This window comes from Paenibacillus sp. J31R30 (assembly GCF_059692115.1).
Window position 1 is genome coordinate 809964 of record NZ_JCAUAV010000001.1, and the last position, 11997, is coordinate 821960.

Consider the following 11997-nt stretch of genomic DNA (forward strand, 5'->3'; position numbering starts at 1 on the left):
ATCCTTTACAATGTAACGGACAGGGAGCTCCTGACGTTGCACGGTAGGGGATTTTTTGTTTTCGGCAAAAGGAGGCCATGATGTCTATACTTCAGAGGATTATACCTACGCATTGGTTTCGAAACCAACGTATTCGATATAAGATTATTCTCATTTATTTTCCACTCATCTTCGTGCCTTTGTTTGTATTGGGCTTCGTTTCGAACCAAGTGTACACGAACGCTATCGTCAAAAAAACGATCAAAAACGTTTCGGACAACTCCTCCTTAATTATAACCCGGATCACGGGCATGTTAACGAATGTAGAGAGCTGTGCGAATATGTTGACGATCAATCTCAATAAGGTCATTGTCGAGGATCCGCTGTCACTTAGCGCACCTGAGACCAGTTTGCAGATGTACACGCAGATCACGAACCAGCTCAGTTTTGCTTTGCTCGTTTTTCCGGATGTGCAGTCAGCGGCATTCATCGATACGAATAATCGAATTTATGGTTCGAATCTGCTTATGGAGCGGAATCGTGAATGGATTATGAGCAGCGCCATGTTGAAGCAAATTGATACATCGAGCGGGAATAATATTTGGTTCCCGATGCAGCGCAGGGATTATTTAACCAATGGCTCACAAGAGACGGTGATGACGTTGGGCAAGCGGGTTGTGAATATTTACACAGGGCAGAAGCTGGGCTTGCTGGTTCTCAATATTAAAGAAAGTTCCTTGTCGGCGATTTATCAGAAAATCGGTTCGATTCAGGATGGCAGCTACTTCATTGTGGATGATGAAGGCGTCGTCATCTCTTCCCAGCATCCAGAGGACGTGCTCCAAGAAGTGGCGATTCCCGAAATGAAGCGTTGGATTACCTCCAGTAAACATTCGTCCGAACCGACTTCCTTCGAATATGAGAAAACGCTCGTCGTGAGCTCTGAAGTGCCTAGCTTTGGTTGGAAATTAATCTCGATGGCACCTCTAGCCTCGTTAACGGCGGATACACGCAAAATTACGTTACTCATCGTGATGCTGGGTATTGTCTGTTTGTTTTTTGCTTTGCTCGGAGCGGGTATGCTCTCCCAATTGATTGCCAAACCCATTATGGGGCTGACGAAATATATGAAAAAGGTCAAGGAAGGCAGCTTAGACATCGAATTTCAAGTGAACTCGGAAGATGAGATCGGGATGCTGTCCTCTGGCTTTAATGCCATGATTCGGCGAATTCAAGAGCTATTGACCAACATTAATTGGGAGCAAAAGAAGAAGCGGGAATACGAGCTGGCGCTGATTCAAGCGCAGATAAAGCCCCATTTTCTCTATAATACGTTGGATGTTATTTATACACTGTCGGAAATGGGACGAACTCGCGATGTCCAGCGGACAACGAAAGCATTGGCCGATTTCTATCGTGCAGCGCTAAGTAAAGGTCGTGAAACCATCACGATTGAAGAGGAAATTCGCAATGTGAAAGACTATCTATCTATTCAGCGTATTCGATATTCCGATGTATTCACGTATGAGTTTGATATTCAGAACGAGGTGCTTAGCGGTCAAATTCCAAAATTGACCATACAACCGCTTATCGAAAACGCCATCTATCACGGGCTCAAAACGAAAGGAAGTCTTGGACTTCTGAAGGTAACAGGCGAAATTGTCGATTCCAAAATCAAAGTCGTTGTCGCAGACGACGGTGTGGGGATAGAACCAGCGCGGCTCGAGGCTATTGTGAAAAAGGCAGAATCTCCTCAGGACGCTGTAGGATACGGCTTCAAGAATGTCAATGACCGCATCCAGCTGTACTATGGCGAGGAGTATGGTTTACATATCACCAGTGAGCAAGGAAAAGGCACAGAAGTAACGCTTTGGCTGCCTTTTGGACGGGAGGAGGAGTAACACATGCAGAAAATTCTCATCGTAGATGACGAATCGATTTTTCGGGAATATTTGCGTACGGCATTAGATTGGGAGGCCTATGGATTTGAGTTGTGTGCTGAAGCGAAAAATGGGCTCGAAGCCCTAGAGCTGGTTGACGTACATCGTCCTGATATCGCGCTGGTTGATATTACGATGCCTTTTATGGACGGATTAACGCTAACTGAGCAGTTGAAGGGACGTTACCCCGCTACAAGTGTTGTACTTATCACAGGTCATAACGAGTTCGATTATGCGCGAAAGGCGCTTAAGCTTGGCGTAGAAGATTATATACTGAAGCCCTTCTCGAAGGATGAGCTCGTACTAACACTGCTTAAGCTTCAGAAGGAACACGAGAAAGCGCGTGAAGAAAGGTCCACGCTGAAGGAAAATCAGCAATTGATGAAGGAAAGTTACTTGAACTATTTGCTGAGCAGCGAATATCATCATTCCCCAGAGGAAACGACCCTGAAATTGCAGCAATTAGGGGAGTCGTTTGCCTCTTCGTTGTTTGTTGTGGCTTGTATTGAGATTGACCATATGGATGTCAAATGGAATCAGGTGAGCGAACGGTTACTGTGGAAATATGCCGTTACGAATATTTTGAATGAAGCGCTGGAGGAGACGGGGCATCACCTTATTTTCAATGGGCCAGAGGGGCGGATTATATGTCTGGTCGAACACCAAGGGGGTAAAGACCTTGAAGTTCCGGCCTTAGACGGGTATGAGAAACTTATTTTTCTGATCAAAAAATATTTGAAATTTACGATAACCATTGGTGTCGGACGTAGTCAGTCTGGTTATGTTGGCATTCGAACCTCTTATATGGAGGCGCTGGAGGCACTGCAGAACAAGTTCGTCTTAGGGAACGACCGGGTGATCGCGTACGGTTCCAGTGTGCTTGATTCCGGCAAGCAGGCGCTCTACCCGACAGAAGTCAACGAGGAGCTGCTCGTGCTCTTACGCATGCATCATGCGGACAAGGTGGAGGATAAGCTGGAAGAAGTTTTCCAATCGGTGCGGGAGCAGAGGCTGTCTTTGGAGTATACCTATGTTATTTCCATGGGGCTGATTTCCGTATGTCTGTCCTATGTCACGGAGATGGGGCATCCCATTGAAGATTGCTTTGGCGAAAACTTTTACCCTTATAGTGAAATCAAACGGCTGGGTTCCATAGAGAGCACATCAGCATGGATCAAGGAACTTTTCGCCAAGGCGATTCAGTATACGAACAAGCACAAGAAGACAAGATCCTCGAAGATCGCCCAATCGGCCAAAGAATACATTGAGGGGCAATATATGGATTCTGAGCTCCAATTGGATCAGATTGCCCAACAGGTGTTCATTAACCCAAGCTATTTGCGGGCGATATTTAAGAAGGAAATTGGGATGACCGTAACGGATTATGTGACGCATGTGCGCATGCACAAAGCGAAGGAACTACTAGGTATAGGCAACATTCGTTTGGCGGATATTGCGGAGCAGATTGGCGTCAACGACCCTAGTTATTTTAGCAAAAGCTTCAAGAAATTCTTCGGCTATTCGCCTAGTGAATATGAGAATAATCGCTTATAACGGCAGCACACGAATGTGCGGATTTTACAAGAAGCCCTCAGTTATTCCATTATCACTGGGGTTTTTTCCTTTTATACTGAGGATGTAAAGAGGAGAAACGCACAAGAATTTCTGGGAGGTCTACTAATGAAAAAGATGGCAGTTACTCTCGTAAGCTTACTCGCGGCGACTAGCCTTGCAGCTTGCGGATCCACAGACACACCGAAAGAAACAACCAGCGCAGCACCAGCAGCAACGGCTGCAGCAACGACAGCACCAGCTAAGGCGGATGCTAAACCGGTAAAACTAAGAATTTATGCTCAGTATGCAGATGAAGATACGAAAACACCTTATGACTATGCCGTGGCTGAATTGAAAAAGGAAATGCCAAACGTAGAGCTTGAGCTGGATATTCAAGCCCAAGATGACGGTCAGAAATTAAAGACCTATGCGGCAACAGGTAACCTTCCAGATATTTTCCAAGCAGGACTAGACATTATTGACACGTTTAAAAAATCCAATAACATCCTGATGTTAGATGAGTATGTAACGAAGTTTGGCTTTAAGGACAAAATGCAGCCAAGCGCGATGAACACACTGGTGACGGATGATGGCCACACGTATGCGTTCCCGTACGCAGGGAACGAAGTAGCGCTCCTCTACTACAACAAGGATTTGTTCCAACAAAATGGCGTGAAAGTACCAACAACGTATGATGAAATGATGACAGCTGTTAAAACGTTCAACGCAAAAGGTATTACACCGCTTTCCATTTTCGCCAAAGAGAAATGGCCTTGTGTAGCGCTGTATGACATGTTCGTAACACGTGCAGATCCAGGCGGTATCAACAAGCTGGATAAAGGAACGGCGAAAGCTGAAGACGCGGCTTACAAAACAGCTGCTGACAAAATCATCGAGCTAGTGAAAGCAGGCATGCTGCCAAAAGGCGCAACGAACTTGAACTATGACCAAGCGGCAGCACTTTACCATGAAGGTAAAGCAGCGATGTTCATCAATGGACAATGGGAAATTGAAGCAGCAACGAAAGCGCTTGGCGACAAAGCTGGCTACATGTACTTGCCAGCAGCTGATGCAGCAGCTTACGAAAAAGGTAAAACAGCGTTCAGCGGCAGCGGTGGTCCTGGTGGATATGCTGTATCCGCGAACACGAAGGATAAAGAGCTAGCGGCGAAAGTTGCTTCTTTCATCTCCTTGAAATATGCCGAGTACAAATTTACAAACCGCAGTAACCCGATTGTAGCTACAAAGGTAGACAAACCGATTGTGAAGCAATTCCCTCCTATGATGGATCAGCTTTCCAAGGATATTCCGAAAATCACAAGCACAACTGCTTTCTCATGGGGCTTGTCCAATCCGAAGTTCAAAGCAGCACTTGAAGATGCTACACAAAACCTAATGACAGGTAACTATACGTCCGATCAATTCGTGAAAGATTTGAATAAAGCAGCGGTGCCAGCGAAATAAATTTGATTCTATGACATGGAAGACTCACTGTGGAACGTCTCGTCCTATGGTGAGTCTTCTACTCTACAAAGGAAGTGATGACATGCGCAAATTCATGGGAAATAAAGTGGCGATTATGCTGTTCACGCTGCCGGCACTCCTTTTGTATACAGTGATCGTGTTTTATCCGATTCTACAAACCTTCTATCGCAGTACCTTCGAATGGGATGGCTTGAGCGAGGGCACGTTTATTTTTCTAGATAACTACACGCGATTGTTTCAAGACAGTATTTTCTATACGTCCCTCTATAACGGACTCGTGTTTGCAGGCATCCTAGCCATTGTGCAAATTGGAATCGGGTCTGTGCTCGCTATCGCGGTCGCTGAGGGCTTCAAAGGGAGTAAGATTCTACGTATCTCTTATTTCATTCCAGTCGTGCTTTCCATTACCGTTGTCTGTCAACTCTGGTTGGCGATGTATAACAGTGAATATGGGTTAATCAACAAAGTATTCGAAGCTCTTGGCATTTCGTATCGCCAGGATTGGCTGACGAATAGCAAAACAGCTATTTTTGCGATTGCGTTCGTGAATGCTTGGCAGTACATGGGTTACCAGTTCGCTCTGCTTCTAGCAGCGGTGAAGTCTGTACCGGAACAGTACTTAGAGGCTGCCCGTATCGACGGCGCTTCCAAATTCAAAGCACATATGAAGATTACGATTCCGATGCTGGCTGAGACGTACAAATTTTGCCTAGTCCTCGCGATCACAGGTGGTCTGAACGCTTTTGCCAATATGTTTATCATGACGGGCGGCGGGCCAGGTAACTCGACCTACACGTTGACGTACCTGATGTACCGTTCCGCTTTCCGTGTTGGTGAATTCGGTTACGGCAGTGCGGCGGCAGCATTCCTTGTGATTGAATGTTTGATCGTAACATTAGCGATTAATAAACTTATTGCACGCGAACGTATTACCTTTTAAAGGAGGATGTTAAAGATGAACGGCTTACTCAAATTAGGCAAAAAAAATCCGCTCCTTGGCATCCTTTTGTGGGTGTATGCGGGGTTGTCGGTGTATCCGTTATTGTGGATGATTTTCTATTCACTGAAAAATAACAATGAAATTTTCGTTACGAATCCTTTCGGGATTCCAACGCATTTTCGCTTCGAAAATTATGTGGATGCTTGGTCTAAATTCAATGTACCGCAGTACTTTAGCAACAGCTTGCTCGTGGCAGCCTGCACCGTCGTAGGGACGATCGTACTTTCCGTGACGTTTTCCTATGCCGTTGCCCGGATGCAATGGCGCTTCAAGGAAGTCGCTCGCATCTATGTGGTCATCGGGATGTTCATTCCAGTCCAAGTGATCATGATACCACTGGCGATTCTAGTTCGAGATTTCCACTTAGCTAACACGTACGGCGCGCTCATTGTTCCTTATATTGCATTTAATATTTCTTTCTCAAGTATGGTGTTCTATGGCTTCTTCCGTTCCATTCCTGTTGAGCTAGAAGAATCTGCGTGTATGGATGGAGCTAGCATTTACCGAACGTTTTATACCATTATTTTACCAATTATTAAACCGGCAATGGCGACGATGGTCATTTTCGTTTTCTTATCCTCTTGGAATGAATTCACGATGGCACTCATTTTAATTACCAAAGAATCGCTGAAAACTTTACCGCTTGGATTACTCTTCTTCCAAGGTCAGTTTACGACAAACTGGGGGGCGATGGGGGCAGCGATGACAATTGCCAGCTTGCCAACGGTGCTTGTATATATCCTCTTTAGTGAGCAAGTTGAGAAGGCGATGACCGTAGGGTCATCTGTGAAAGGTTAAATATGTCAGAAATCGATGGAATGACCCCGAAATGGGGTCATTTTTTGCATGAAAAGTGCGCAATTAACCATATATCAATTCCCCTTATAAGTCTCATAAGATGATTCTAATTGACCTATGGTGCGCACGTATGATAGGTTTCAATGGAGAGTAAAAATAGTGCGAATAATAGCAAAGTTTATCAATACATGCTGACGAGGTGGATTTTGTTGGAACTACAAGTCTTAAACAGTCCTTTTAACCAAGAGCAAGTTGAATTGCTCAATCGTGTCCTGCCAACATTAACGGATACTCAACGTATTTGGCTGAGTGGCTATCTAACAGCGCAACAAGGCTCGACAACTTCTGCATCAGCTCCTGTTGCTTCCGTACCAACGGCAGTGGCTAGTCAACCGGCTATTTCTAAAGAAGTTACCGTGCTTTTCGGATCACAAACGGGTAATTCCCACGGATTGGGGAAAAAGCTTGCTAAAAAACTAGAAGAGCAGTCGTTCCAAGTTACGCTCTCTTCCATGAGTGACTTTAAACCGAATAATCTGAAAAAGGTTCAGAACCTACTCATGATTGTAAGTACACATGGTGAAGGTGATCCGCCAGATAACGCGATCTCATTCTACGAATTCCTTCATAGCAAAAGAGCGCCTCAATTAGAAGAGCTTCGTTACGCAGTTCTTTCCTTGGGCGATACATCTTATGAATTCTTCTGTCAAACGGGTAAGGATTTTGATAAGCGTTTGCAAGAGTTAGGCGCGAAGTCAATTACTGAACGTGTGGATTGCGATGTTGATTTTGATGAGCCTGCTGCGGCTTGGGTGTCTAGTGTGCTGGGTGCTCTGAACGCTTCATCGGCTAGCGGTGCTGTTGGTGGTTCTGCGACTGCGGTAAGTATTGCGGCTTCCGCCGAGTCAGAATACTCCAGAACGAATCCGTTTCAAGCGGAAGTACTCGAGAACTTGAACTTGAATGGCCGTGGCTCCGATCGTGAAACCCGCCATGTGGAGATCTCTCTAGAGGGCTCTAATCTGCAATATGAGCCAGGCGATAGCCTTGGTGTCTTCCCAGAAAATCATCCGCGTCTTGTTAATGAATTGATTCAGGCGATGGATTGGAATGCTAGCACGCCAGTTGCAGTTAACAAGAATGGCGAAGAGCGTCCTTTGCAAGAAGCGCTTCTTCGTTACTATGAAATCACAGTACTGACGAAACCTTTGCTGGAGCAAGTGGCAAAGCTGACTTCAAATGATAATTTACATGCTTTGCTTGCTGCAGGTAATGAATCCGAGTTGAAATCATACATTGCGGGTCGCGATTTGCTTGATTTAGTGCAAGACTTCTCGCTGCAAGGTGTGTCTGCTAGTCAATTCGTAGCCATACTTCGTAAATTGCCTGCACGTTTGTACTCGATTGCTAGCTCGTCCAAAGCCTCACCGGATGAGGTGCACATCACGGTTCGTGCCGTGCGCTATGAAGCCAATGGACGCAATCGTTATGGTGTTTGCTCCGTTCACCTTGCAGAGCGGGCACAATCGGGTGCAGCGCTGCCGGTGTACATTCAAAGCAACCCGAACTTCAAGCTGCCTGAGAACCCAGAAACGCCAATTATCATGATCGGACCTGGTACTGGCGTTGCGCCATTCCGTTCTTTCCTTGCAGAGAGAGAAGAGACGGGTGCAGATGGAAAAACGTGGTTATTCTATGGGGATCAACACTTCGCTACAGACTTCTTGTATCAAGTTGAGTGGCAGCGTTGGTTGAAAGATGGCGTACTTACGAAATTAGACGTAGCCTTCTCCCGTGATACGGATCAAAAAGTATACGTGCAGAACCGCATGCTAGAGAAGAGCCGCGAGGTTTATCAATGGCTGCAAGAAGGCGCTGTTGTGTATATTTGCGGTGACGAGAAGAAAATGGCTCACGATGTGAATGCTGCGCTGCTCACGATTCTTGAGCAAGAGGGCGGATTAAGCAACGAAGAAGCCGTGCAATATTTGGCTAACATGCAACAGCAAAAACGTTATCAACGGGATGTTTATTAAACCGGGATCCCCGCGATCACGAGAGGAGAAAGCTCAAGATGTCAGAAAATAACTTACTATCGAAGAATAGTGCACCACATAGTGATGTTGAACAAATTAAGATCCGCAGTAATTATCTGCGCGGCAGCTTAGAAGAGACGCTTGAAAATCGCATCACAGGTTCCATCCCCGAGGATGATAACCGATTGATGAAATTCCATGGCAGCTACATGCAGGACGACCGTGACTTGCGCAATGAGCGCGCGAAGCAAAAGCTTGAACCTGCGTATCAGTTCATGCTGCGCGTTCGTGCTGCAGGCGGGATTGTCACATCTGACCAATGGTTGATGATGGATCGCGTTGCACAGAAGTATGCGAACGGCACGATTCGTCTTACGACGCGTCAATCCTTTCAATTGCATGGTGTTATCAAATGGAATATGAAGAAAACGATCCAAGAAGTGAACGCATCCATGCTTAGCACGCTTGCTGCTTGTGGTGACGTGAATCGTAACGTGATGTGCAACCCAAATCCATACCAATCCGAAGTTCATGGTGAAGTCTATGAATGGGCGAACCGCATCTCGAATCACTTGGATCCGCGTACGAGAGCTTATCACGAGATTTGGCTTGACGGTGAGAAAATCGTGGATAGTCGTGACGCAGAAGAGCAAGAGCCGATTTACGGACCTGTGTATTTGCCGCGGAAGTTCAAAATCGGTATCGCGGTTCCGCCATCCAACGATGTAGACGTCTATTCGCAGGATCTTGGCTACATCGCGATCATTGAACAAGGCCGCTTGGTAGGCTTTAACGTATCCGTCGGCGGCGGTATGGGGATGTCCCACGGCGATGTCAAAACGTATCCGCAGGTTGGTCAAGTGATCGGCTTCATTAAGCCAGAACAAGCTGTTGATCTCGCTGAGAAAACAGTTATGATCCAACGGGATTACGGAGATCGCTCTGTTCGTAAGCATGCTCGTTTCAAATACACCATCGATGATCGCGGGATTGAGTGGTTCGTGAATGAGCTGCAAACGCGTCTTGGTTGGAACCTTGAGCCAGCACGTTCTTTCCACTTTGAATCCAATGGAGATCGTTATGGTTGGGTGAAGGGAAGCAACGGCAAGTGGCACTTCACGATGTTCATTCAGAACGGCCGTGTCATGGATGATGGGGACTACCGTTTGATGACGGGTCTTCGTGAAATCGCGAAGACACACAGTGGTGATTTCCGACTCACGTCGAATCAGAACTTGATCATTGGCAACGTAAGCGCTCAGAAAAAGAAGAAAATCGAAGAGTTAATCAAAGAGCACGGCATTACGGATGGTCTTCATTACTCCGCATTGCGCAGAAACTCGATGGCTTGCGTAGCGTTCCCGACTTGTGGACTCGCAATGGCGGAATCCGAACGTTACCTGCCTTCTTTGATTACGAAAGTCGAGGCTATTCTTGAAGGTGTAGGCCTTCGTGAGCAAGAAATCACAATCCGGATGACGGGTTGCCCGAATGGTTGCGCACGACCTATGCTGGCTGAGCTTGCCTTCATTGGTAAAGCAGCTGGCAAGTACAACATGTACCTGGGAGGCGGATTCGCAGGAAACCGCTTGAATAAATTGTACAAGGAAAACATTGGTGAATCCGAAATCTTGGATTCCCTGCAAACGATCATTCCTCACTATGCGAAAGAGCGTCAAGGTGAAGAGCACTTCGGTGACTTCGTTATCCGCGCTGGCTATGTGAAAGAAGTTCGTTCGGGTCAAGACTTCCACGCGTAATAAACAAAAAGCAGCTAAAGTAGATGTCTACTTTAGCTGCTTTTTTTCATATCTCGACTACTGCGCCCCCTTACTCACCCAGAATGTCACATTATCACCCTGCATGCCGTTCGTTCCGGCTTTAGGATCTTGTTTCGTGACGATGCCTTTCGCTTGCGTGCTGGTTTCGATCAGGAAGTTATAGTGCAGTCCGGCTTCAAGGGCCATCTGTTCTGCAGCCGCTTGCGTTTGGCCGACCAAATTAGGTACGACAGTCGTCTCTGAGACTTCCTTCGTGCTCGTTAGCTTGGTATTGGCTGTAGCGGTAGGACTAACGGTCGTGATAGGCGTACTCGTTGGCGTAGGCGAGATGATGACGAAGGTTTCTACGATCTTGGGCTCGGGCCAATACGACCAGACGCCGACGATGCCAATAACTAGTGCCGAGACGGCGCCAAGCGCGATCAGCTTAGCTGAACGTGTCGAACGGGTGAGGTTCTCACTTGCCGAACGGGAACGAAACGGTTCAGGTTGGGCTTCACTGGCAGGTTCAATTTCGTCCTCTACAATTGGCGCAGCAATCTTCACGCTTTTATTAGTAGGGACGGAAGGTGGTAAGCTGCGCAACCCGAATACGAGCGAGGAGAGTGAGGATTGCCCATGGCAAATAAATTTGATAAGACGAATTAAAGCTAATTTTTGCTCGGTGGTAGCGCTAGGGATTGAAGCTCGCTCCAGACTTGTGTGCATAACCTCGAACGTATCTGTAATCGTTTCGCTTCCCGTAAGCAGCTGAATCATTAAGCGGCAAAGACCAACAGCCCCTTGCTCCTCGGATTCATCTTCCTCCCAGTAGTTGATAACGGAGAGCTTGTTCTGATCGGTTAACCATAAATTATCAGGACGTACAGAGAAGCCTGTAATCTTTTCCTCCATGGCATCAAGCAGGGAAACACCTAAGTCGCTCATCATCGACACGACCGTCTGGAATGTCCATTGGCGCTTTTTGATGTGATTGATGAATAGCGAGCCTGGCTTCGCTTGCAAAATGATGGTGACAGCATCCTCGGCGATAGATGTATCCAGCATGTGATGAAAGCCGTCGTGAATGAAGGCTGCCTTATCCTGAAGTGAGCTTATGTAATCGACACCCTGTTGATTGTGACGAAGCGTTTTGCGATAAAGCAGTACTTTGCGAGTTAGGAATACATCATCACCATAATGGAGAGTTCCATGAGGGAAAGAGACGATTTGTGTACTTGGCACGTATCGTGTACCTATTCGATCGGGCATGGAATAACCATCCTCTCTGGTATGTAGGAGTGCTTTACACCTCTAAACGCGGTCGCTCATCTTTGAATGGCCTCGATAAAGGTTTTCTCATAAAGGATTCGAAAGCGATTAGGAATTTAGGAGTAGTCGTTAGAAAAAAATAACATAGACACGCGCAGAATTTGCGGAATTTT

8 protein-coding genes are annotated in these 11997 nt (G+C 46.4%); 7 read left to right on the forward strand and 1 reads right to left on the reverse strand.

Annotated features, from left to right (window positions below):
* Nucleotides 1-80 precede the first annotated feature (80 nt).
* From AC58QO_RS02740 to cysI, 7 genes are all read left to right on the forward strand, one after another.
* Nucleotides 81-1880, forward strand: coding sequence for a sensor histidine kinase (locus tag AC58QO_RS02740; RefSeq protein WP_497263769.1), 1800 nt, complete (start codon nt 81-83; stop codon nt 1878-1880).
* A gap of 3 nt (nt 1881-1883) precedes the next feature.
* Nucleotides 1884-3473: a response regulator gene (locus AC58QO_RS02745; protein ID WP_497263770.1), complete on the forward strand. Its 1590-nt coding sequence runs from the start codon at nt 1884-1886 to the stop codon at nt 3471-3473.
* A gap of 126 nt (nt 3474-3599) precedes the next feature.
* A complete protein-coding gene (locus tag AC58QO_RS02750) occupies nt 3600-4937 on the forward strand; it encodes an ABC transporter substrate-binding protein (RefSeq protein ID WP_497263771.1) in 1338 nt (445 codons plus the stop codon).
* 82 nt (nt 4938-5019) lie between these two features.
* Nucleotides 5020-5898: a carbohydrate ABC transporter permease gene (locus tag AC58QO_RS02755; protein ID WP_497263772.1), complete on the forward strand. Its 879-nt coding sequence runs from the start codon at nt 5020-5022 to the stop codon at nt 5896-5898.
* A gap of 15 nt (nt 5899-5913) precedes the next feature.
* Nucleotides 5914-6756: a carbohydrate ABC transporter permease gene (locus tag AC58QO_RS02760; RefSeq protein ID WP_497263773.1), complete on the forward strand. Its 843-nt coding sequence runs from the start codon at nt 5914-5916 to the stop codon at nt 6754-6756.
* A 209-nt stretch (nt 6757-6965) separates the two neighbouring features.
* Nucleotides 6966-8792: an assimilatory sulfite reductase (NADPH) flavoprotein subunit gene (locus tag AC58QO_RS02765; RefSeq protein WP_497263774.1), complete on the forward strand. Its 1827-nt coding sequence runs from the start codon at nt 6966-6968 to the stop codon at nt 8790-8792.
* A 38-nt stretch (nt 8793-8830) separates the two neighbouring features.
* Nucleotides 8831-10552 (forward strand): assimilatory sulfite reductase (NADPH) hemoprotein subunit, encoded by a 1722-nt coding sequence (gene cysI, locus AC58QO_RS02770; protein ID WP_497263775.1) that lies wholly within the window; start codon nt 8831-8833, stop codon nt 10550-10552.
* A gap of 57 nt (nt 10553-10609) precedes the next feature.
* On the opposite strand, the gene AC58QO_RS02775 is transcribed toward cysI, so the two are convergent.
* A complete protein-coding gene (locus tag AC58QO_RS02775) occupies nt 10610-11824 on the reverse strand; it encodes a PASTA domain-containing protein (protein ID WP_497263776.1) in 1215 nt (404 codons plus the stop codon).
* Nucleotides 11825-11997: the final 173 nt, after the last annotated feature.

Bases quoted from the DNA above. Each gene is read 5' to 3' on its own strand.
- AC58QO_RS02740 (WP_497263769.1), top strand. From the start codon at position 81: ATGTCTATACTTCAGAGGATTATACCTACGCATTGGTTTCGAAACCAA.
- AC58QO_RS02745 (WP_497263770.1), top strand. From the start codon at position 1,884: ATGCAGAAAATTCTCATCGTAGATGACGAATCGATTTTTCGGGAATAT.
- AC58QO_RS02750 (WP_497263771.1), top strand. From the start codon at position 3,600: ATGAAAAAGATGGCAGTTACTCTCGTAAGCTTACTCGCGGCGACTAGC.
- AC58QO_RS02755 (WP_497263772.1), top strand. From the start codon at position 5,020: ATGCGCAAATTCATGGGAAATAAAGTGGCGATTATGCTGTTCACGCTG.
- AC58QO_RS02760 (WP_497263773.1), top strand. From the start codon at position 5,914: ATGAACGGCTTACTCAAATTAGGCAAAAAAAATCCGCTCCTTGGCATC.
- cysI (WP_497263775.1), top strand. From the start codon at position 8,831: ATGTCAGAAAATAACTTACTATCGAAGAATAGTGCACCACATAGTGAT.
- AC58QO_RS02775 (WP_497263776.1), bottom strand. From the start codon at position 11,824: ATGCCCGATCGAATAGGTACACGATACGTGCCAAGTACACAAATCGTC.